The 22,731-nt window shown below is 68.2% G+C and carries 15 protein-coding genes, 1 pseudogene and 3 CRISPR repeat arrays; of the genes and pseudogenes, 10 read left to right on the top strand and 6 right to left on the bottom strand.

The features are described from left to right. Positions 1-79: 79 nt before the first annotated feature. The gene (ligA, locus tag ACWC0C_RS45515) at positions 80-2,116 is read right to left on the bottom strand and encodes an NAD-dependent DNA ligase LigA (RefSeq protein WP_450870864.1); all 2,037 of its coding nucleotides are present in this window, start codon (positions 2,114-2,116) and stop codon (positions 80-82) included. Between the two features lie 292 nt (positions 2,117-2,408). Then, a CRISPR array of direct repeats spans positions 2,409-2,742; the repeat unit is 28 nt. 176 nt (positions 2,743-2,918) lie between these two features. Next, a CRISPR array of direct repeats spans positions 2,919-3,251; the repeat unit is 28 nt; unit sequence GGGACCATCCCCGCGGGCGCGGGGAGCA. A 949-nt stretch (positions 3,252-4,200) separates the two neighbouring features. On the opposite strand from ligA, the gene ACWC0C_RS45520 reads away from it, so the two are divergent. Then, a protein-coding gene (locus ACWC0C_RS45520; protein ID WP_450870866.1) for an IS630 family transposase occupies positions 4,201-5,285 on the top strand; the annotation gives its coding sequence in 2 pieces (ribosomal slippage) (positions 4,201-4,726 and positions 4,726-5,285; 1,086 coding nt in all). Here ACWC0C_RS45520 and ACWC0C_RS45525 read toward each other — a convergent pair. Together ACWC0C_RS45525 and ACWC0C_RS45530 are read right to left on the bottom strand one after the other, a co-directional pair. Then, positions 5,279-6,310, bottom strand: coding sequence for a hypothetical protein (locus tag ACWC0C_RS45525; protein WP_450870867.1), 1,032 nt, complete (start codon positions 6,308-6,310; stop codon positions 5,279-5,281). The two genes, ACWC0C_RS45520 and ACWC0C_RS45525, sit on opposite strands and share 7 nt — an antisense overlap. A gap of 167 nt (positions 6,311-6,477) precedes the next feature. After that, a complete protein-coding gene (locus ACWC0C_RS45530; RefSeq protein WP_450870868.1) occupies positions 6,478-7,035 on the bottom strand; it encodes a DUF4365 domain-containing protein in 558 nt (185 codons plus the stop codon). Positions 7,036-8,284: 1,249 nt separating this feature from the next. Here ACWC0C_RS45530 and ACWC0C_RS45535 point away from each other — a divergent pair. Beyond that, positions 8,285-8,656, top strand: a pseudogene (locus ACWC0C_RS45535) (Tn3 family transposase); the annotation flags it as partial. An 8-nt stretch (positions 8,657-8,664) separates the two neighbouring features. On the opposite strand, the gene proS reads toward ACWC0C_RS45535, so the two are convergent. Both proS and ACWC0C_RS45545 read right to left on the bottom strand, forming a co-directional pair. Continuing rightward, entirely contained in the window at positions 8,665-10,077 is a 1,413-nt protein-coding gene (gene proS, locus ACWC0C_RS45540; protein ID WP_450870869.1) for a proline--tRNA ligase, read from the bottom strand. 502 nt (positions 10,078-10,579) lie between these two features. Then, positions 10,580-10,976: direct repeats of the CRISPR family, unit length 29 nt. A gap of 1,536 nt (positions 10,977-12,512) precedes the next feature. After that, the gene (locus ACWC0C_RS45545; RefSeq protein WP_450870871.1) at positions 12,513-15,422 is read right to left on the bottom strand and encodes a CRISPR-associated endonuclease Cas3''; all 2,910 of its coding nucleotides are present in this window, start codon (positions 15,420-15,422) and stop codon (positions 12,513-12,515) included. A gap of 125 nt (positions 15,423-15,547) precedes the next feature. Here ACWC0C_RS45545 and ACWC0C_RS45550 point away from each other — a divergent pair, with 125 nt between their 5' ends. The 8 genes from ACWC0C_RS45550 to ACWC0C_RS45585 all read left to right on the top strand — a co-directional run bounded on the left by ACWC0C_RS45550 (position 15,548) and on the right by ACWC0C_RS45585 (position 22,319). Further along, positions 15,548-17,071, top strand: a complete 1,524-nt coding sequence (locus ACWC0C_RS45550) for a type I-E CRISPR-associated protein Cse1/CasA (RefSeq protein ID WP_450870872.1) — start codon at positions 15,548-15,550, stop codon at positions 17,069-17,071. After that, entirely contained in the window at positions 17,068-17,670 is a 603-nt protein-coding gene (gene casB, locus ACWC0C_RS45555; RefSeq protein WP_450870873.1) for a type I-E CRISPR-associated protein Cse2/CasB, read from the top strand. The genes ACWC0C_RS45550 and casB overlap by 4 nt, the downstream gene beginning before the upstream one ends. Next, positions 17,667-19,028: a type I-E CRISPR-associated protein Cas7/Cse4/CasC gene (locus ACWC0C_RS45560; protein ID WP_450870875.1), complete on the top strand. Its 1,362-nt coding sequence runs from the start codon at positions 17,667-17,669 to the stop codon at positions 19,026-19,028. The genes casB and ACWC0C_RS45560 overlap by 4 nt, the downstream gene beginning before the upstream one ends. Further along, complete coding sequence (cas5e, locus tag ACWC0C_RS45565; RefSeq protein WP_450870876.1) at positions 19,025-19,885, top strand: type I-E CRISPR-associated protein Cas5/CasD; 861 nt, start codon at positions 19,025-19,027, stop codon at positions 19,883-19,885. Before ACWC0C_RS45560 ends, cas5e begins: the two co-directional genes overlap by 4 nt. Continuing rightward, positions 19,882-20,592, top strand: a complete 711-nt coding sequence (locus tag ACWC0C_RS45570; protein ID WP_450870878.1) for a type I-E CRISPR-associated protein Cas6/Cse3/CasE — start codon at positions 19,882-19,884, stop codon at positions 20,590-20,592. The genes cas5e and ACWC0C_RS45570 overlap by 4 nt, the downstream gene beginning before the upstream one ends. A gap of 360 nt (positions 20,593-20,952) precedes the next feature. Then, positions 20,953-21,216, top strand: a complete 264-nt coding sequence (locus ACWC0C_RS45575) for a NucA/NucB deoxyribonuclease domain-containing protein (protein WP_450870884.1) — start codon at positions 20,953-20,955, stop codon at positions 21,214-21,216. Positions 21,217-21,311: 95 nt separating this feature from the next. Then, positions 21,312-21,908: a hypothetical protein gene (locus ACWC0C_RS45580; RefSeq protein ID WP_450870879.1), complete on the top strand. Its 597-nt coding sequence runs from the start codon at positions 21,312-21,314 to the stop codon at positions 21,906-21,908. A gap of 102 nt (positions 21,909-22,010) precedes the next feature. Continuing rightward, positions 22,011-22,319, top strand: a complete 309-nt coding sequence (locus ACWC0C_RS45585) for a hypothetical protein (RefSeq protein ID WP_450870881.1) — start codon at positions 22,011-22,013, stop codon at positions 22,317-22,319. On the opposite strand, the gene ACWC0C_RS45590 is transcribed toward ACWC0C_RS45585, so the two are convergent. Continuing rightward, complete coding sequence (locus ACWC0C_RS45590; protein WP_450870883.1) at positions 22,307-22,543, bottom strand: VOC family protein; 237 nt, start codon at positions 22,541-22,543, stop codon at positions 22,307-22,309. The two genes, ACWC0C_RS45585 and ACWC0C_RS45590, sit on opposite strands and share 13 nt — an antisense overlap. Positions 22,544-22,731: the final 188 nt, after the last annotated feature.

The raw sequence follows: 22,731 nt of genomic DNA on the forward strand, positions 1-22,731 counted from the left end.
TCAGCCCCAACGAATACGAACGCCGACACCACGCGGCTAAGCTCACGCTCGCCGCATGATCAACGAAGCGTGTCCACCATCACGGGGGAAGGCCCTCTGCCTTGGTGCGTTTCGATCCGGCTCCTTCTCCGGCGACGACCAGGGTGGTCTTCTTTGAGACGCTGGAGGAAGAGCGGCCGCCGGCGCGTTCGATGAGCTCGTTCATCTGGTTACGGCTGAGAGCCTCAAGTGGGCCGGTCATCGTGCCGGTGACCACGACTGTCATCCCGGTCAGCGGTCCGCCCTGAGCGTCGTCGGTCTGCGAGCCGTCCTCGGCGGCATCGCTGGCGGGCGCGGGAGGGGTGGCGCCCGGCTCGATCATGTTGACCCCGGCGGCGGTGAGTTTGTCGATGAGCGAGGCAAGTTCGGCGAGTTCAGCGACGATCCAGGGGGCCTTTTCGGTGCCGATGCCTTCGACCTGCTGCATCGTTTCCGCGTCGGCAGCGCGGATGGCGTCCATGGTGGCGAAGTGCCGGGCGATGCGACGGGACATGGAGCGGCCGGTGCCCCGGACGCCGAGGGCGCACAGCACGCGCGACAGCGGCTGGTCCTTGGCTGCGCTGATGGCGGCAAGAAGGTTGTCGGTGCTGGTCTCGCCCATGCGTTCCAGGCCCAGGAGCTGGTCGCGGGTGAGGGTGAACAGGTCGGCGAGGTCGGTGACCAGGCCGGTTTCGACGAGCTGGATGACGCGGGTGGCGGCGAGGCCTTCTATGTCGAGCTGGTCGCGGCTGGCCGCGTAGGAGAGGGAGGCGACGAGCTGGCAGTTGCGGCCGTTTGCGCAGCGCCAGCGCTGTTCGCTGGTGTCGATGCCGGCACCGCAGCGCGGACATATCTCGGGGAAGGTGATGGGCTGTTCGTCGCCCGTGCGTAGATGAGCGACGGGGGCTTCGATGCGGGGGATGACGTCTCCGGCCCGATGGACCATGACGTGGTCGCCGAGGCGCAGGTCGCGGCGGGTGATGTCGGCCGGGTTGTGGAGGGTGGCGTAGGTGATGGTGGAGCCGTCGATCTCGACGGGTTCCAGGACGGCGCGTGGGGCGATGATGCCGGTGCGGCCCACGTTCCACTCCACGGCCAGCAGCCGGGTGATCTTTTCGACGGCGGGCAGCTTGTAGGCGATCGCCCAGCGCGGGGCCCGCGTCCCGGCTCCGGCGGCCTGCTGGTCGGCGGCCAGGTCAGCCTTGATCACGATCCCGTCGATTCCGAATGGCAGCTCCGCCCGTACGGCAGCGATCTCCTTCACCCGGGCCAGGACCTCCTCGACGGTCTCGGAGGTGATGCCGGGCACGGCGGTGGTCGCGGTGGTGTTCACCCCGAACACAGCGGCCTGCGCCATCAGATCACTGTGCGCGCGCTCGCCGAGCTGCTTCGCCAGGGCCGTATCGGTATCGGGCAGGGCCAGCAGGCCGTAGCCGAAGAACGTCATCGGTACCGTGTAGGCGCGCTCCTTGGCACGCAGGGTGCCTGCCGCGGCATTGCGCGGGTTGGCGAACGGCTGCCCGCCGTGGGCGGTACGCACCTCGTTGGCCTGCTCGAACTGGGCGGTGGTCATCAGGACCTCGCCGCGAACCTCCACTGTGACCGGCTCGGTCAGCTCGAGTGGCAGGCCCTCGATGGTGCCAATCGCGTGCGAGACGTCCTCGCCAGCCGTGCCGTTGCCGCGCGTGATCAGCCTGGTGAGGCGGCCGCGGGTGTATCGGGCAGCGATCGCCAGACCGTCGAGCTTGGGCTCGACACTGAAGCGCGCTGTCCGGTGGCCGACGCGCCGGGCCAGCGACGCGGTCCAGGCGGTGAACTCCTCGGGCGAGAAGACGTTGTCCAGGCTCAGCATGGCCACCGTGTGCGGCACATCCCCCTCCACGGCACCGCCGGCGACCTTACCCGTCGGCGAGTCGGGCAGCACCTGATCGGGATGCGCTGCTTCCCATGCCGCGATGCCGCGCACCAGCCGGTCGTAGGTCTCGTCATCCAGCACCGAGGTGCCGCCCGCGTAGTAGGCAGCTGAAGCCTTCACGGCGTCCTCGACGGCCTGCGCGTAGGCGGCTGCATCCACGATCACTGCTGCAGGTGTTGTCATGCGCGCCATCCTGCCTGCCGCCACTGACAATGCCGTCCTGCTAATCCTCGGGGCGATCCCCGCACACGCGGGGAGCACAGGATTGCGAGATCCTTGAGGGCCGCCTGCATGGGACCATCCCCGCGGGCGCGGGGAGCAGAAGGCTGACCTGGGAGGCTGCTATCTCCGTGAAAGACCATCCCCGCGGGCGCGGGGAGCACGAGACCTTCCCGAACGGCCTCATCTCGATCACGGGATCATCCCCGCAGACGGGGAGCAGGTGTCTGGGTCGGCGCCGTACACGACGGCGAAGGGGGCCATCCCCGCCACTGCGGGGAGCACAGCATGCCGCCAGCGTCGGGGTCGCCGTTGGGGGGACCATCCCCGCACGCGCGGGGAGCACGTCGTGACCGGCTGCGTGGCCGGAGCCCCGGGGGGACCATCCCCGCACACGCGGGGAGCACGGCCACGACTCACTCATCACCGACGAAGCCGAGGGACCATCCCCGCACACGCGGGGAGCACGACAGCCCGCTCACCGTTGCAGAGGTGGGCGAGGGACCATCCCCGCACACGCGGGGAGCACATGTTCGCCGAGCCGATCAGGTTCGACTTCACGGGACCATCCCCGCACACGCGGGGAGCACACTCACTGACCTGCATTTCTACGGGGTCGCCAATCCCTTTCTCATGACTTTCACTGAATCCGGCATACCAGGCAATGTGGCCTCCGTCCTATCCTCATTCGTCGGCACCGGACGGCCGGCCATCCCCGCACACGCGGGGAGCACGCGGCGCGCCAGGCTGGAGGTGTCCGGAGGGAGGGACCATCCCCGCGGGCGCGGGGAGCAGCTGCTCGCCGGAGCCGCAGTCCTCGGCCTGCCGGGACCATCCCCGCGGGCGCGGGGAGCACGCAGGCGGGACCACACCGCCGGTGCGCGTGATGGGACCATCCCCGCGGGTGCGGGGAGCACTTCACGGACCCGGTCCTGTTGGGCGTGGACCGGGGACCATCCCCGCGGGTGCGGGGAGCACCTCGAACTCACGCTCAATACCCTGACGAACGTGGGATCATCCCCGCACGCGCGGGGAGCACATCGGCACCGACACGTCCGAGCGGGTCAGCTCGGGATCATCCCCGCACGCGCGGGGAGCACACTGGCTGACCTGCATTCTTACCGCGTTGTCGGCTCGTCTTTCATCACTTTCACTGAATCCGGCATCACGGGCAAAGCGCCCTTTCGTCTTGCCGAGGTTAGCCCACGGCCTCTGCCACCGACGACCGACTCATGGTGCTGGTCGGTTACTTCAGCTGCAATGCCCGCTCGACGCGGCTTGCCGCTCGCCAACACACCAGCAGGGTAAACGGCGGTGCTGACACCACAGGCAGCGTGCCGTTGCAGCAGGACGCAGGTAGAGGCGCCCCGCTTGCCGGTGCCGCCGGCAGCCACACCGATAGCCGTCCGCGCCGACGCAGATAGCAGGCCAAGCGGTCCCCATCAGCCAGTGCTCGGGGGAGCCATCCCACGAACGCGGCGAGCACCGACTTGCCCAGGCGTAGACCGCGTTCACGTCGGGACCATCCCCGCACGCACGGGGAGCACGGAGCGCCTCGCGCACGAGATGCTGGCCCGTCGGGACCATCCCCACACGCGCAGGGAGCACGTTCACACCGGCTGGCGCAACGCGTGGGACAAGGGACCATCCCCGCAGGCGCGGGGACCAGTACTGCATCCAGCTCACGGCCGTGGACCCGTGGGGACCATCCCCGCATGCGCGAGGAACACGCCTGGAAATCCTGCTCTTGGAAAACGACTTCGGGATCATCCCCGCGGGCGCGGGGAGCAGTCGAACGTCGAGCTGGCGCGGACGTGCCGGGTGGGACCATCCCCGCAGACGCGGGGAACACAGCTCCACGACAGGGTCGAAGCGCTCGTTGGTGGCATCATCCCCGCACGCGCGGGGAGCACGCCTGCATGTTGGAGAAGACGGCGCCGCCGATGGGACCATCCCCGCGGGTGCGGGGAGAAAGGCTGATTACTGACTTTTGAACTGTGGTGTCGTTGGGGGCTGACGATGCGTGATCGTCGCGGTATGCCGGTTGTGTGAGATATCCGCAGGGTGGTGGGCTGACGCCTGAACGGCAGGCGTTTCGCGAGCGGATCCGGAGGGAGGCCGCCGAGCGATTCGCTGCCGATGCCTCCAACGCCGAGGTCGCCAAGGACTTACGAGTGAGTGTGCGCTCGGTACAGCGATGGCGCCGGGCCTGGCACGACGCTGGCACCGAGGGGCTGCGATCCGCCGGGCCCGTCTCACGGCCCAAGCTGAATGAGGCACTGTTCGCGGTGCTCGAGCAGGAGCTGGCCAAGGGGCCGGTCGCGCACGGCTGGCCGGACCAGACGTGGACACTCGCGCGGATCAAGACCTTGATCGGGCGTCGCTTCCACAAGACCATGACGCTGTCGGCGATCGCTCGGATGCTGCACCGGCACGGCTTCAGCCACCAGGTCCCGGCCCGCCGCGCGATCGAGCGCGACCAGGACGCCGTCACCGGCTGGGTGAAGGAGACCTGGCCCCAGGTGGAAGGTCCCTGGCGGCGCTCGGGGCCTGGCTGTGCTTCGAAGACGAGGCCGGCTTCTCGATGACGCCGCCCACCGCGCGGACCTGGGCCCGGCGCGGGCGCACACCCGTCATCGGGGTGCGGGGACGCTCCCAGCGCCGCTTCTCCGTCGCCGCCCTGGCCTGTTACAAGCAGGGCGAACGCTCACGTCTGATCTATCGGCCGAAACGCCATGCCGATCACAAGCGGGGCGGTAGACGCAGCTTCAACTGGACGGAATACCGTGACCTGCTGATCGCCGCCCACCAGCAGCTCGGCGCGCCGATCGTGCTCGTGTGGGACAACCTCAACGTGCACAAAGACCGCCGGCTGCGGGAGTTCATCGACACCCATGACTGGATCACCTGCTACTTCCTGCCGGCCTACGCACCCGACCTCAACCCCGTCGAGGGCATCTGGTCGCTGCTGCGACGCAGCAGCCAGGCCAACACCGCCTTCACCGAACCCGACCACCTGATGCGCGTGCTTCGACACGGCCTCCGCGAAATCCAGTACCGCAGCAACCTCATCGACGGATGCCTCGCCGAAACCGGCCTCACCCTGACGACACCACGCCAGCAAAGTCAGTAGTCGCCGATGCGTGGCTCGGGTAGCGAGGGGGCCGACTCCTCTAGGGCGTGGCGGAGGAAGCTTGAGTTCACGTGTACGTCCCCTGTCAGCCACCAAGCTCTGCGCTCGAATACCAGGTCGCCAGCAACCGTGAACGGCAACTTTTGCTGGTAGGCAAGAATTGCCCATTCGTGATCTTCTCTGCTGAGCGACATGTGCACGTTTCGGACACGGCCGCGTACGTCAGCCTTGACGATGACCTCTGCTGTTTCGTCTCCATCCGCAGCGTCCTGGTGGAGGCCGGTGACGAGCCCCACAAGCTTTTCCCGTCGCCGTGGCTCCTCCTGTCGCACAAGGCGCTCTCGAACCCTGGGAAGTTCGGCAATCGCGCTTCGGTCGAGGAGAACGGGCGAGCGGCCGGCTTGAGGGCGCACCTCTGAGGCGGCCCACTGGAAGGACAAGTCAAGTGCCTGCAGTTCGCGTGCCTGGGTCATCTCTTCCAGAGACTCGACGAGGCCAGCGCTGAGGCCGAAGGCGCCGGGAGTTTCCAGCACGCTGGGATCCCACGTTTGGGCGAGACTTCGTGTGGTCTCAAGTCCTAGGGCGAGTGTTTCCATCACCCTGCGAGGGAAGCCTTCCTCAATGCGGGACTGCTCGAGGGACCCTTGGCCGGGGTCGCTCAACCGGGTGACGACTGTGAAGACGAAGCTGCCCTGCTTCGTGTGTCCCAGCCTGACGTCCTCTTCGAGGAACTCGTTCACCTTGGCAGGCCGCCGCCCCTGGTGAGAGTGAGTGGGGTCAGCTGCTGTTGTGGCAGCTGCTTTTAGCATTTTGAACAGTGCGTACAGAGTGGTCTCGGCCTGGCGGAAGGGGATCGTGCCGTCAAGCGCAGCTTGGTCAAGCCGAACGAAGAAGAGGTCGGCGCGTGCGGCGGCAATGCGTTCCTTAAGCTCTGAAGGGTCGGCTCCGTAGACCCTTCCAAGGGCAACCAGTGTGTCGGCGAAGCGCTGCTGGAAGTCCGCGAAGTCTGTGGCAAGCGGCACCATGACGCGAGCGCGGCGTCCGCCTGATTCGTCTGGGAGACCCCATACTTCCCTGACGTTAGGCTGACTTGCTTCCAAGATCCAGTGCTGCGTGGCCAAGTACTGAGACACTGCGGAGGGCGTGAGGAGCTCCGCAACCTGAAGGTAGTCGTCTCGCCGTGTGGAGGTACTCACCAGGCTCCTCCTTCCCCAATGGTCCTCATGATGCCTTGTAACGTCGAAACATCGAACAGATTGCTGCGCGGCAGCCGGACGGTCTTGGATTCTTGGTCCCCTGACAAGGTCCCGAGCTGGTCAGCCCATTGCCAGTACATGCGGCTTCGGGTGAGCAGGCGTTCCTCATCCTGGTCTAGCAAAGCAGCCCGCTCCTCGGGGACCAGCAAGACCCCCAAGATGACCTTGTTGTACCGCTTTGGATTGGTCAGCTTCTTGAACGGCTTGGCCTCCAAGGACCAAGCCAGGTGATCGTCGCGAAGTAAGTGCTGCCGAGTCGTGCACTTCAACTGCAACTCGAACTCGGGGCAATAGAACGTCTCGTACTCGGCTGACGATGCGATGGTGATATCCACCCCATCGAAATCTGTTTGATGACTCTTGATTGAGAAGCCAGCCGCATACGTGACCATGTGAGTGAACGCCAAGCTGAAGTGCTCTTGCTGCGCAGTGACGGGCAGGCTCCCACCCTCGGCCCCCGCGACTGCTACCCGGTGGTCGGGCAGACCCGCCATCCATCCCCCTGCCCCTGTCTCAACTGCTTCGAGTTTGCAATCTAACGGTCTACCCGCGTCAGAGAAAGCGGGTCAGGCAATCCCACACGTGCCCCTCGACAGGAACCAGTGCTCCATGCGCGAGTGGCGGGTGCCGTACGGACTAAGGTTCGAAACTGGCGCGGGTGAGGCGTTGGCAGGACCATCCCCGCCACGCGCGGGGAGCGCCCGGTGAACGTGCTGCAGCTGGCCATCCCGGCGCCTGCGGGGAGCGCTGGGAGCCGTTCGCTCCGGCCTGCGGCGGGACGGGACCATCCCCGCAAGCGCGGGGAGCACGTCTCAACCGTCGTCACCTGGCCGACCCAGTTGGGACCATCCCCGCACGCGCGGGGAGCACCTCTCCTTCGCAACAGACACGGCGGCCGGCGCGGGACCATCCCCGCACGCGCGGGGAGCACACTCACTGACCTGCATTCTCACTGCTACATCGGCTTCCTTCGCATCACTTTCACCGAATAAGCACCCCTTCACCCTGCTGAGGTGTGGCCCAAGCCCCCACTCCCGCCGACGACCAACTCATGGTGTCCGTCTGTTGTTTCGGCTGCTATGCGAGCTCGAGGCGGCTTTGCCGGTCGCCAACACGCCAGCAGAGTAAACGGCGGTACTGACACAGGCAGCGTGCCATTGCAGCAGACGCAGGTAGAGGCGCCCCGCTTGCCGGTGCCGCCGGCAGCCACGCTGACAGCCACCCGCGCCGGCGTAGGAAGCAGGCCAAACGGTCCCATCAGCCAGCGCCCGGGGAAGCCATCCCCGCACGCATCGGGGGCACTTGGTCGCGTCGACCCCGATGCTGACTGTCGGGACCATCCCCGCGGGCGCGGGGAGCACCCTTCAAGGTCTTGGACCCAGCGTCGGCTCTTGGGACCATCCCCGCGGGCGCGGGGAGCAGTCATTCGGGCCGCTGATGATGCCGGGGTTGCCGGGACCATCCCCGCGGGCGCGAAGAGCAGGCGGGGCGGCTCAGGCACTTGCTGGCTCCGTAGGGACCATCCCCGTGGGCGCGGGGAGCAGCGTGGAGGCAACGCCAAAGCCGGGTTCCCACTTGGGACCATCCCCGCGGGCGCGGGGAGCACGTGCCCGGCGCACCGAAGACGTGCATAAGCCCAGGGCCATCCCCGCAGGCGCGGGGAGCAGCCGGTCAGGTCCTGGACGCTGACCGCGGGCAGGGGACCATCCCCGCGGGCGCGGGGAGCACGGAATGAGGATCACGGCGGACGCGGTGCCCGGAGGACCATCCCTGCAGGTGCGGGTGGCCTACCGGGAGGGGCAGGAGGACCAGCTGGCCAGTCTGGGTCTCGTCCTCAACGCCGTGGTCTTGTGGAATACCCGCTATTTGGACGCTGCCGTCGCCCAGCTTCGTGCCGAGGGCCACGACCTCAGGGACGAGGACGTGGCCCGCCTCTCCCCGCTCAAGGACTGGCACATCAACTTCGTGGGCCACTACCAGTTCGGCTTCGCGGCCAGCGGGCCCAGTCATGGGCTGCGCCCGCTGCGCGATCCGAACGCGCTCGATGACCTCGATGAGAGGAATGACCCGGTCGGTGTCGAAACCTGTTTCGGTTCTGATCCCCCACCGCCGTGATACCTAGGTCAATAGGCGCGGGCCATCACGGCGACGTTGCCCGGCTGATCGTCGCTTTCGGGGACCGAACCATCCGCGGCAACCAGGCACCGCACGGACACGCCCCGCTCGGCGAGCTTCGCCTCGCCCTCCGGGCCCAGCATGGCCCAGGGGATGTACGCCCAGCCGCTGTTCGCGGCCTCCGCAGCCTCCTCGATCGTGGTCACCTCGACGGTGCGGTCCTTGCGGTGTTGGCGGGACTGGGTCAGCAGCAGCGCTTGGTCGTCCTCCAGCACCCTGGGCAGCAGGGCGGACAGCTCGTCGATCGCCGTCGACTCCTTGCTTCCCGCGATGCGGCGGACCAGCACGGCGGTCCCGTTCTCCAGGTCGCGAGGCCCCACCTCGATCCGTACGGGCACGCCTTTGAGCTCCCAGTCGACCGCGCGGCGGCCGAACGGCGTGTCAGTGCGGTCGTCGACACGGACGCGTACACCCGCTGCCTTCAACCGGTCGCCGATCTCGCGGACCTTGGCCAGAACCTCGTCGTCGCCCTTGATGGCGACGACCACTGCCTGGATCGGGGCCAAACGAGGCGGGATGCGGAGACCGTTGTCGTCTCCGTGCATCATCACCAGCGCGCCGATCAGACGCGTGGTGGAGCCCCAGGAGGTCTGCCAGACGTGTTCCTGCCGGCCGTCCTTCGACAGGTATTGCGTGTTGAATGCCTTGGCGAAGTTCTGGCCGAGTTCGTGGCTGGTGCCCAGTTGCAAGGCTTTGCCGTCGCCCATCATGCCCTCCAGGGTGAGCGTGTTGATCGCGCCGGCGAACCGTTCCCTGGCTGTCTTGCGTCCCGGCACGACGTCCATGGCGAGGACGTTCTCCATGAAGTCGGCGTACACGTTCCGGTGGATGTGCGCGGCGTAGTCCCGGGCGTCCTCGTAGGTGGCATGCGCGGTATGGCCCTCCTGCCACAGGAATTCCGTTGTACGGAGGAACACGCGCGGGCGCAGTTCCCAGCGCACCACGTTGGCCCACTGATTGATAAGCAGGGGCAGGTCGCGGTAGCTATTCACCCACTTGGAGAAGTAGTCGTTGATGATCGTCTCGGAGGTGGGGCGGACGACGACGGGCTCCTCCAGCTCTTTGCCGCCGGCGTGTGTGACAACGGCAAGCTCGGGCGCGAAACCCTCGACGTGCTCGGCCTCCTTCGTCAGGTATGACTGCGGAATGAAGAGCGGGAAGTACGCGTTGGAGGCGCCCGCGTCCTTGATCCGGGTGTCCATTTCCTGCTGCATCCGCTCCCACAGGCCGTACCCGTATGGTCGGATAGCCATGGTGCCGCGGACCGGCCCGTTGTCGGCCAGTTCGGCCTTGGTGATCAGGTCCTGGTACCAGCGGGGGAAGTCGTCCGCCCGAGACGTGAGAACGCGCGCCTTTGCCATGGCGCGCACGGTAACGCGCGGGCTCGCCCGTGCGCGAATCAGTTACTGACCATTCTGAATGGTCGCGTCCATGCCCTGACGTGTCGACCCGCCCGACTCGAGCTGCCCAGGGACTGGGACCATCCCCGCACGCGCGGGGAGCACGGACTGAAAGGGCTGGCCGCAGCTCCCATCCGGGGACCATCCCCGCACGCGCGGGGAGCACTCGGCGTCCTGAACGATGGAGGCCTGATAGGCGGGACCATCCCCGCACGCGCGGGGAGCACTCTCCCCGGTTGGTGGCGCCCCTGTTGAGGGGGGACCATCCCCGCACGCGCGGGGAGCACACTCACTGACCTGCATTTCTACCGCGTCGCCAATCCCTTTCTCATGACTTTCACTGAATCTGGCATACCAGGCAAAGTGGCCTCCGTCTTATCCTCATTCGTCGGCACCGGACGGCCGGCCATTCCCGCATGAGCGGGGAGTGTGCCTTCTCTCGGATCTCGTGGCGGTCGCCAAGGGGACCATCCCCGGGGGTGCGGGGAGCAGGGCCTTGTCGGGTCCCGCAAGGGATCGGGGTGGGGGGCCATCCCCGCGGGCGCGGGGAGCACTTCACCCTGAACGGGGCCAGCGCGGACAACCAGGGATCATCCCCGCGGGCACGGGGAGCACAGGCCGGCGTATCCTCCGCCGCCGGTGCCGCCGGGACCATCCCCGCGGGTGCGGGGAGCACGACGAGCTGCTGGACCTGGTCCAGGCCGAGGAGGGACCATCCCCGCGGGTGCGGGGAGCACCCGACCATGCCGCACACCGCGTAGTGCGCAGTGGGGCCATCCCCGCGGGTGCGGGGAGCACTTGATCGGCAGGACGCAATTCGGCACCACCCCGGGGCCATCCCCGCGGGCGCGGGGAGCACTTCGCGCGCCGAGCGCGGCGGATGTGGATCACGGGACCATCCCCGCGCCTGCGGGGGGAGCACGGTCCGGAGACTCCGCCGCCGTAGGGGTAGCCGGGACCATCCCCGCGCCTGCGGGGAGCACAACGTCAGCGGGCCCACGTTGGCGTACGGCCCGGGACCATCCCTGCGCCTGCGGGGAGCACTGACTGACCTGCATTCTTACCGCTACGCCAGCTCGATTTTCACCGCTTTCACCGAATCGGGCATCACACATAAAACGCCCTCCGTCTTGCTGAGGTTAACCCACGGCACGTGCGGGGAGCAGTGCCCTTCGGCTCACCGGGGAGCCGAAGGCCTGGGACCATCCTCTCGGGTGCGGGGAGCAGACCTGGACCGCGATCAACCTGAACACGTCCCAGGGACCATCCCCGCGGATGCGGGGCAGCAGTTGGCGATCGACGTCTTCGACGACCGCTTCGCGGGACCATCCCTGCGGGTGCGGGGGGCAACGCCGACTTGATCTCTCAGCATGCCCACGGAGGGCACCATCCCCGCGGGCGCGGGGAGCAGCCCTGGTTCACGAGCACCGCGTGGATCAAGCAGGGACCATCCCCGCGGGCGCGGGGAGCAGCTGTCCAACCCCCAGGGCAGGAGCGACGGTCAGGACCATTCCCGCGTCCGCGGGGAGCAGCCGACGATGGTGAGGTCCACCGTGCGGGTGCTGGGATCATCCCCGCGGGCGGGGAGGAGCACGCGGTGATCGCGCCCAGTAGCCGGCCGTAGGGACCATCCCCGCATGCGCCGGGAGCGGAGGCCGGAGACGTCCACGCTGACGGCGGGCGCGGGACCATCCCCGCAGGCGCGGGGAGCAGGCGTCGTAGCGCAGGATGGCGCAGGAGACCTGGGGACCATCCCCGCAAGCACGGGGAGAAGTCGGCCATCTCCTGGTAGGTGACGCCGGAGTCGGGACCATCCCCGCGGGCGCGGGGAGCACAAGGACATCAAGAACGACGTCACCAACCTCCAGGGACTATCCCCGCGGGCGCGGGGAGCAGGACTCTGCCGAGACGATTGCAGAGCTGGAAAAGGGACCATCCCTGCGGGCGCGGGGAGCAGTCGGCATGCTGCTCGGCGAGGATGCGCTTCTTGGGACCATCCCCGTAGGCACGGGGAGCACGTCTTCGGGGCGCCGGTGTCATCCCGGTTGAGGGGACCATCCCCGCAGGCGCGGGGAGCAGACGCCCCAATCCTTAAAGGCCCAGCCGGTCTGTGGCTTATCCCCACAGATGCGGGGTCATCATTATGCACCACGCCGTCGGGCGCCCTTGGTTGGCGGCTCGGGCTGGCGGCTGGTCGGGGGATGATCCAGCAGGCGCAGGGAGCAGGCCGAGCCGCTGCCCGACATGACAATGCGACGGAGGCCGGCGGCAATGCCGGAAGCGGGACCCTGCAGGTCCATCACCGTCCTGGTGAGGATGATCCCTGCCTCGGCGGGGCGATACTGCGCTGCTGAGGATGGAGATGCATCTCTCTGCCCGGGGAGGGGAGTGGGTGGTCAAAGGCGTTCCAGGCCGGTGGTGTGGTCGTAGCGGAGCCTGCCGACGGGCCCGCTGAGGCAAGTCCCATCCCGTGAAACGAGGATGGCAAGTCTGTTTCTCAGTGCGGGCTGGGGATGCTTGGGCCAGTCCGTGATCGGAGGGAGACCACGTCGGCCGTTCCACCAGCGTGCAGGGATGGCCAGAGTGTTGGCGAGGAGGTCTTTCTGCTGGCGCCGGTACGCGGTTACGTCCCGGCCGGGGGAGCGCTGGCCGAGGTCGGCCTTCAGTAGGCCTTCGTGGTCGTAGGTGATCGTGCCGTCGGGCTGCTGGTAGAGGATCAGGCAGTCGACGGATTCTTCTCCGAGGCGGGATACGGCCGCGATGCCGGTCACGCCTCCGCTGTCGCCGTCGCCGTGGTCGTACCCGGATGCGAGGTCGTAGGTGGCCACCGAGGTCCGCCGACGACGCGTGTACGGATGGAACATCCGGGCTTCGGCCTGGAGAGACTCGCCGGCGAGCGCGTCCAGGTAGGCGGCGTGGGTGCGGTCGAGAAGCCCCTGCACCGCCCCCGCGCTCTGGATCGGGTCCCCGTAGACGCTCTCCAGAGCCCACGCGGAGTCACGCGGAGTCTGAAGCCGCACGACCCCGTCCGTGTCACGGCGCTGAGTGAGGGCGTGCCAGCTCGCCGCCAGGACGTACGGAGCGTAGACCAGGCCGTCATAGGTGCCGGTCGGTCGGCCGGCTTGGAAGTCCGGGGGTTCCACGATCGGTAGGCCGTCCGGGTCCTGTTGCCACAGCATGGTGAGACGTGTGGTCCGGCACCAGGACGGTCGGTGCGGGTTGTTGACGGCGTGCCGGTGGATCCGGCCGCGGAACTGTACGGCGACGTCGATGGGGCACAGGTCGGTGACCCCGTGATCGAAGTCCAGGTCCAGGGACTGTTCGATCACTCCGGTCGCGAATACGAGAAGCCGGCTGGGCCGGTTGGGGTTGCGCTGCCCTTCGGGGCCGGGCCCGAGGAGGTCGGCGAGCCGGGCTTCCAGCAGCAGCCGGTGACGGGGGAGCAGCATCCCGTGGAGGATGAGGATTTCGTCCGGCTGCCAGCCGTTCGCGCGGGCGAGTTGGACTGCTTGCCGGTAGCGTGAGCGGCACGGGTCGACCCGCGTGCTGCGGACCACGACGCATCCGCCGTTACGTGCCTGGTCCAGCAGCCCGACGACAAGGTCTCTCTCGTCTGGGCTCTCGGTCAGTTGGATGTCTGTCAGCAGCTTCGGCGTCTTGGGATCGTCGGGGAGGGGGCCGCCGCGGCGGGTCCGGCCGTTTTGGTCGACCACCATGATTGGCCCCCGGCTTCCGTCATCGTCGCCGGTCACCCCGAGGCCGCGCCGCCAGGCGGCCGTCAGCTCGTCCCGGATGCTGCGGGGGAGCGTCGCCGACAGCACCACCAGTGACGCGCCGCCCTCCGCCAGCCACTCCACGGCAGCGCCCAACAGGCCCTGCTGGAAGAGCTCGTAGGCGTGCGCCTCGTCAATGATCACGACCTTGCACATCAGGGCGCCCAGCCGCAGTGCCCAGTGCCGTGACCCTTGCGAGGCGAGAGCGATCTGGTCGACTGTGCCGACCCCGAACCCGGCCACCAGAGCCAGGCAGCGGCGCAGGTACCAGGGGTCCAGGACTGCCAGGCCGCTGCCGTCGGTGCAGGTGGCCGCCTCCACCGCGCTGGACAGGTCGGTCAGAGGATCTCCCTGAGCTTGGTGGGCGTCGATCAGCTGGTGCACGAGGTCTGTGGCCTGCGCGGTTCCGTGCACGAGCGCCATATCCCGTACCTCACCCGGCGCCAGCACCGTCCTCAGGAACCTCTGTAGCTCCTTTGCGACCTGGTTGCCGGCCGCTCTCGTGGGCAGCGCCATGTACAGGCCGCTGTACCCGCACGTGCGCGCCAGGTGGTGGGCCATCCATAGCGCCAGCCTCGTTTTGCCGGAGCCGGTGTCCGACTCCACCACGATCATGGCCTGCCCCTCGGCTGGTACGAGCCGCATGCCATCGGCCTGGAACGTACGGGGCTGCGGGGTGTCGGGCCACATGTCTTCCCACGTCATGGGCCGCGCCTGCCAGCGGGCGAGCCGCCGGGCCCGCACTGCCTGCTCGGCCTCCTGCATGGCGGCCTGCCACCAGTCGGAGACGGGCGTGGTGTGGACACGGAAGCGGAAGAATTCCGTGTCGGAGGCGACCCAGTCCGCCAGGTAGACCAGATACAGGAACGCGACCCGCGCCGACGGCCGCAGCGGATCGACCACCTGCGCCACGGTGCCGAGGTCGAGCCCCACCGCGTCGGCCACTGTCTGCACGATCACCGCGTGTACATCGCCCCACTGTGCGACCGGCGCGGCTCCCCGGGCCCGGTCGACGGTCTCCGGGTGCGGGATGTGCCCGTGATGGCCGCCGAGGAGCACCCCGGCATCGTGCAGCCCCTCATGCCGCTCGCCGGTGCCGCCGCACTCCGGGCAAGTGCAGCCCAGCAGCCGGGGCAGCACTACGGCGGTGATGTGCTCGTGCCGGGCGTAGAAGGCGTGAGCGATGTCGTCAGCGAGGGGAAGACCTGCCGTGCGGGCCTGCTCCTCCCACGTCTTCGCCTGCGGCTTCAGCTGGGGTTTTCCCCGGCTGTGCTGCCATTGCCCGAGGAAGCAGTCGGACGCCTTCCCGAGATCGTGGAGGGCCGCCAGCAGCATCACCACCTTCCGGGCGGTCGCCTCGTTCCCAGCGCCGAACGCCTCGGTGAGCCGAAGGCGGATGTGCGGGGGAAGGTGCCGGTCCCACAGGACGCCCGCCGTGGCGGCGACGTCCAGGAGGTGAGCGAGCAGCGGCGTCCAGGCTGGGTCTCCGCGCCGGGCACTGTCACCGTTCTGGTCGGTCTTGCCCCACGCCAATACCACAGTCTGAAGCAAGAGTTGGAAACGACTCACCATCAACCCCCGGCGCTGCTAGCGTCTTTGCCCCGCACGGTACGCCAAACCAACGATGCGCATGATGAGATACATCTGAAGGAGGTGACGTGGTTCCGTACTGGGATCCCCGCACCCAAGCCTGCCTCCCGGCACTGACAACGGCCGGTCTGCCCAGCCGCCTCGACCTCATCGAGGCGTTCGAGAAGGCCGACGACCACCAGGGCGTGGCCGGACGCCACCCCGGCGAGACCCTCGCCATGCTGGAGCTGCTCAGGGCCGTCTCGTACGCGGCCGACGTCTACCCGGAGACCAGCAGCGAATGGCGGACCTGGGTCACCAGCCGCCGGCCCTTCACCGACGTCGCCGACTGGCTCAGGCAGCAGCCCGACGAACAATGGAACTTCTTCCACCCCGACCGGCCGCTGTTCCAGAACGCGCTGCTGGCCCCGTTCATGAACCAACACGGCGTCGGAACCTCGCAGATCGTCATGCACCACGTCGGCGACTACGTGCAGTTCTTCGACCGGCACCACCTCCACCACGGCGAGCCCCTCACCGCGGCCGACGCCTTCATGGCCGTCATCACCCAGCACGTCTGCGGCAACGGCGGCCGGGGCATGATCCCCGGCAACCTCCTGGGCTCCGCCCTGAACAACCAGGCCATGTGCCGGGCCGGGCAACGCGTCCACGTCACCGCGCTCGGCCGGACCCTCGGTGACACCCTCCGCCTGAACCTGCACCCCCACGACGGCGACCCCGGCAGCTACAACTACACCTGGACCGACCGGCCACGCCGCTCCTTTACCGCCAAGCCCACCGCCCGCGTCCCCGACGGCCCGGCCGACCTGCACAGCATCCTGGGCCGGTCCATCCTCACCCGCCCCACCCAGATGCCCGACGGCAGCTGGGGAGTCGACCGCGTCCTCATGGGCGCCGGCGACATCGTGGACCTCACCCACGCCAGCGCCCTCCAGGACGCCGTGATCGAAAGGGGCGCTCCCCTCAAAGCCTCCGCCGCGCGAGCCCTGTGGCGCGAAGCCCACTCCCTGTACGCGGCCACCGCGCGCCGGGAAAAGGGCATGGACCTGTACGGGCGCCTCGCCATGCTCCCCGAAGGCCACCGCGTCACCCTGTGGACCGTCGGCCTCCTCGCCAAACCCGGAAAGCTCATCGCCTGGGTCAACGACGCCTTCCCCTACATCCCCGGCCGCGAGACCGCCTTGCGCCAGGCATCCGAGGAAGGGTGTGCCATCGCCGAGTACGTGGCCGCAGCCCTGGACGACGCCGCCTACGCCGCCTGGCGGATCGCCTACCCGAACTCCAAACCGGCCGACAAGCAGCACCAGTTGGCCCGCTTCAAAGCCGCCGGCGAACACTTCGTCGCGACCGAACCCCTCTTCCACGAACTCCTGGACGAGACCGCGGAAGGCGCCCCCGTCCCCGAGGCCCTCACCAGCTACGCCACAGAGGTCCGCTCGAACGCGACACGCTTCCTCACCGACCGGCTCCGCTCCCTGCCTCCGAGCAGCCAGGGCCACAAAGCCTCCACCGAGGCCCGCGAAAAACTCGAAGACATCCTCAACAACCCCCGCAAGGCCCCCACGTACCTGCGAAAGGAGCAGCCCGCATGACTCTGCCTCTCTTCGAAATCCCCCACCCCAGCCCCCCACCCGACGCCGAGCAGACCATCCCGGCCGCCGCCGAACCGGCGGCCGCGCCGGTCCAGTACGTCGCCTGGCTGGGCGGCCTCGTCCACACCCACCAGTACGGCAAGCTGGCCGACCTGCGCCGCCCGGCGACCGCCGACAGCCCCACGCACTTCGAAGCCCGCGCCTACGCCCCCACTGAAGAACACCGGGCGCTCTACCGTCAGGTCGGCTTCCTCTTCGCCCGCTACCACGCAGGCAGAACCAAGCCCCACTACGGCAGCGGCAGCATGGGTACCGCCATCCGCTCCATTGGCTACGACGGAGCCCGAGGCCCCTCCAATCCCGGCGCCGAACGCCTCATGATGCGCATCCTCCCGGCCCGCCAGATCCCCTGGCGCCACCTCCAGCACGCCATCGAACGCATCCGTGCCGGCGAGACCACACCCCCCTCCTGGGCCCAGCTCATCACCGACCTCACCCAGTGGAGCGACCGCGGACGTCCCACCTCCGAAGCGTGGGGCGACGACTTCTACACCCGCCGCCGCACCACCACCGCCCGCACGAACGGAGCCGCCAAGTGACCACCAGTAAGCCCCAGTACCTGTCCCTGCACGCCCTGGAGACCTTCGCCGCCGCCCTCCCCGTCCGCGACGAGAACGGCCAGCCGAAAGCGTTCGTCTACGGCGGCGCCGAACGCACCGCCATCTCCGCCCAGGCCCGCCGCCGCGCCGAACGCACCCACTCCCGCCAGCGCGCCAACCAGGGCGAAGGTCCCCTCGCCTCCTACAGCAGCGGCAGGCGCACCCGCGAATGGGCCCTGTTCACCCGAGACGCCCTGGTGAAGAACCACGACTGGGACCCCGACCAGGCCATCTACGCAGCCAAGGCCGCGCTCGAAGGACTCGGGCTGAAGTTCGGCGAGAAGGAATCCACCGCCCTCCTCACCAAGGTGCTCTTCTACGCACCCGAGGACTCCGGCGACCGGATCGCCGACCACCTCAACACCCAGGCCGACGCCTTCAACTCGTGGCTGACCGAGTACACGGCCGCCAAGGCAGAAGCCGCCGCGAGGGAAGAGGCCAAGAAGAACGCGAAGAAGAACGCCCGGAAGAAGACCACCACCACTGCCGACGTCGACGCGCCGGTCGAGCCCGCCGCCAAGGACAGCAAGGAAGAGGAGGTCAAGATCCCGCCGCTGCCCAAGGACCTCCGCACCGGCATCCTCACCGCATTCGCGCCCCGCGACGCCATCGACATCACCGTCTTCGGCCGGTTCCTCGCAGAGGTCGCCGAGCTGCGCACCGTGGACGGCGCCGCCCAGCACTCCTGGGCGTTCACCATCGCCCCCGCCGAGCACATCGACGATTTCTACGCCGCCGCCGACGACGCCAAACTCGAACGCCGGCAGAACGCACTCGACTTCCTCGACGCGGCCGACAACGCCGGCGCGGGCATGACCGGCTACCAGTCACTCATCTCCGGCACCTTCTACCGCCACGCCGCCCTCGACCGGCACAAGCTCCGCGTCAACCTTCAGGCCTCCGGCATGACCGCGGACGAAGCCGAGACCGCTGCCCAGGCCGCCGAAGCCGAATTCATCCAGGCATTCGTGGACGCCGTCCCTCGCGCCAAGGCCAACAGCACCGCCTCCACCGGCAGCCTGCCCAATCTCGTCTTGGCCCACGAGGGCGCCCGCCCCTACTTCTACGCCGGCGCCTTCCAACGCCACATCGATGAGACCTCCGACGGGCCCGCCGCCCTCGCCGGCGCCAAGAGGCTCCTCGACCACCACCGCCTCATCACCACCAAGCGAACCGACGCCACCCCCGGCCGTGTCCTCACCTACGACCTCGACATCCAGGAACTCATCGACCAGCTCACCGCCGACGGCACCCTCCCCGCAGCCGAAGCCACAACCCTGGAGCAGCTGACCGCATGAACGCCACCACTCCCCGCGCAGGCAGGGAAGCGGCCACGCTTCTCATCCGCCTCGCGGCCCCACTCCAAGCCTGGGGGACCTCTGGCGCATTCGAGCGCCGCGCCACCCACATGCGGCCCACCAAATCAGCGGTCATCGGCCTTATCGCCGCCGCCCTCGGCTACGACCGCGAAGACCCCCTCGGTCCACTCGCCGAACTCCGCTACGGCGTCCGCGCCGACCGCCCCGGCACCCCCTACCGCGACTTCCACGTAGTGGGCGGAGGCCCCTACCCTCTGCGCCCCCGCGACCTAATCACCGACCACCGCCGCGCAGCCAAAGCCACCTCCCTGGAAGACGCCACCGGCCCCCACTTCGGCCACCACCTCATCGACGGCTGGTACGGAGCCCCCAAGTACATCGAACCCGACCCCGAAACCGGGCACCTCCTCACTGCAGCCAAAGCCGTCCTGCGCAACCCCGCCGTCAGCGAACGCTGGTACCTCGCTGACGCCGCGTTCGTCGCCGCCGTCGAACACCACGACACCACCCTCCTCGACAACATTTCCCACCACCTCGAACATCCGCGTCGACTCCTCTGGCTCGGCCGCAAGTCCTGCCCGCCCGCCGGTGACCTCTCCGGCGGGGTCCACCCCGGCACCCTCGAGCACGTCCTCACCCACGCCCCCCTCCTCCCGGAAGCCACCACCGAACGCCCCTGGGCCTGGATCGACGCACCCCCCGGAACACCCCGCGCCGTCCCCACCGACGACCAGCCCGTCACCTTTCACCCCGACCAACGCAGCCACGCCACCCGCTGGGAAACCCGCACCCGCATCACCCCGATCCCGACCATCGAATGGACGCCCAGCCCGTGAGCAGTTCCACGCGCTTCGTCGCCACCCAAAGTGTCCTCACGCTCGACGCCCGCCACCCCGACGTCATTCGTGCCATGAACGACGTCCACGACATGCACCGCCTCGTCATGAGCGGCCACCGGGGCTGGGTCCCCGAAGGCGAAGACGATGCCCGCTCACAGATGGGCCTGCTCTCCGCCTGGACTGTCAACCTGCGCACGCAGACCCTGACCCTCATCACCCAAGCCCGTGTCACCCCCGACTGGACACCCGTCCCCCGCGCCGCACTCCTGGAAGCCCCGCACCTGATCAACATCGACCAGACCATCAAGGCCGGCGACACCTATACCTTCCGCGCGTTCATCAATCCCATCCGTTCCGTCATGCCCACCCACGGCCCGAAGAAAGGCCAACGCGGACGGCGTATGGCCAGCATGTCCCCTCATCACGCAGCTGAGTGGTTCACGCAGCGGCTCCAGCCCGAAGGTGAGCCCCCCGTCGGGCCGTCCAGCATCAAGCGGATCGGTGCCGACGCGGATCCTGCCCACATCACCACCACGATGCTGCCGCCACTCGTCTCCACGGTGAAGAAGGGCCTGAAGGTCATCCGAGCCGAGGTCCGGGGACAGCTCACCGTCACCGACCCGGCCACCTTCGCCCGTACCCTCACTGAGGGACTCGGCAAAGCCCGCTCTTACGGAGTTGGCCTTGTCCTCGTACGCAAGTAACATCCCACCGGCCGGACTCCCTGATTCCGGCCGGACACATTCTCCGCGCCAGCGGAGATCGGCCAGATGCACACGAAGACATCGACCGATTCCCCGCGCAGGCAGGGATCCTCATCAACCCATAGCCCTCCCCGCACCCGAGGGGATGGTCCCCCGGCCGTGATCTGCGGACCCAACGAAGGCTCGTGCTACCCGCACCTGCGGGGATGGTCCCTTCGTCGGCGGGGCCACGAACAACACCAAGGGGTGCTCCCCGCGCCCGCGGGGATGGTCCCGCATCCACGATGGCCAAGCCGTCATGATCGAAGTGCTCCCCGCGCCCGCGGGGATGGTCCCCCCACGGTGGCCGCGTTGGACGCGGTGGTGGCGTACTCCCAGGAGGACAAAAACCGCAAAGCGGTCTGCCCGAGGAGCGCCCCACCGGATATGCAGCGCGCCGGCCGCACCTCGTGCGACGAGTATCCGTTCGCCTCGACCAAGGAAGGCGGCACCCACCTGCCCGCCAATCAGCGGGAGATCACCTGGGTGCACATCCAGGAGAACCGGAGCCAGGGCGGCCGCATCACCGCCTGGCGCGGCAAGATGCACGTCATGGACGGCGACCCGTTCTACGTGATCGTCTGAGCGTCGCTAGACTCCCCGCCAGTCAGGGTGCCCCCTTGTCCCGCCTCTGTGCCGGGGCAAGGGGGCACCCTTCTCCGCTGAAGGAGGCTTGTCTCATGCTGGTTCGTGAAGCGACGATCACCGTCGATGTGGGAGAAAGCGGCTACCTCATCGGATTCGACGACGACTACGACTGGCCGCAGGAGATGCCGTTCGGCTGGCGGTGCGGCCTGGCCACCGACAGCAACGCCATCGTGTTGCCCACCACCGACACCGGCCCCGTGCAGATGATCATCCAGGTCCACGACGGCCCGCCGGCACCCGAGCGCGGCAACGACTGGGAGCTGCCGGAAGAGATCAGCCTGCGCGCCGACTACCCCGAACTGTGCCTCGCCGTCGTCAGGAGCGAGTTCTGGGATGCCTGGCCAGAAGACGAACCCCCGCTCGAGGTGCCGCCCTGCGACGAGGGCGAGGAGTGGGTACGGATGCGCCTGTACTGCCACGCCGACGACCCCGGACCGGGCATCGGCGACCACGGTGAACGCCACCTTGTCCAGCTCTGGCGCGCTCCCCAGGCGCCCGGCGTGCACCCGGAGATCACGGATGCCGACCGGCAAGCCCGGGCCGAGTACGCCGCGCAAATGAACGTGCCGGTGGAGGAGTACACCACGACCTACCCCCTCACCTACACCCCCGATAGCCAACCAGACTGACCTCCTTGGCTGTGCTGTAGTCGCCTGGTCGAACACCGTGAGCGGAACTGCCGCGGCTCAAGGCGCGATATCCGAGAGCTGAGGGCAGCCGAGGCCCGCGAAGTGCAGGCCGCAGCCAAGGAACGCGCCGTCATCCGACGGGCCGCTCTGGCGGGACTCGGCGCAGCTGGTGACGACCTGGCCGACGCGGTGCTCCTCATCGACAGGGCCCTGGCCGACCAGGCCGACGCCGACGAAGAAGCCGTCGCTGCGGCTGCCGAGAAAGCGACCGGGATCCGGCCAGCCTGCTCCGTCGGCCTCGACGTCGGTGACGGGGACAACGCCTTACGTCGGATCGATCACCATGCGGCGTTCCACGGCAATGGCAGTACGCCAGGCCGCGTCCCCGCTGGAGAACGTCATGCTTCGTGATCCGGGTCGAGCACCACCCTGAACCTGTTGCCTTCCGGATCCGTCATCAGGGCTTCCATGGGATCATGGAGTTCCACCAGAGAGGCGCCCTTAGCGATCAGCGTCTGAACCTGCTCGGCGACCGTTCCGACAAGGACGGTGACGACCGGCAGCACAGCCGGAGATTCCGCTTCGCCGACACTGTACGCACCAAAACCCGGAATACTTCCCCAGAACCTGATCATTCTCTCCGGGTCTACGGCTTCAAAATGAACGTGCATACTGCGCCTGCCTCACTTTCGGGTCTCCAGCATCCCGGACAGCCGCAGGGCCTTGAGTGAGCTTCTTCGAGTTGGCCGCCGATCAGGTGACGGTCCACGAAGCGCAACGAGCGAGGCCCCCGAGCTGTTGATCGAGATGTCTGACGTCTCAA

This window comes from Streptomyces sp. NPDC001709, assembly GCF_053596375.1.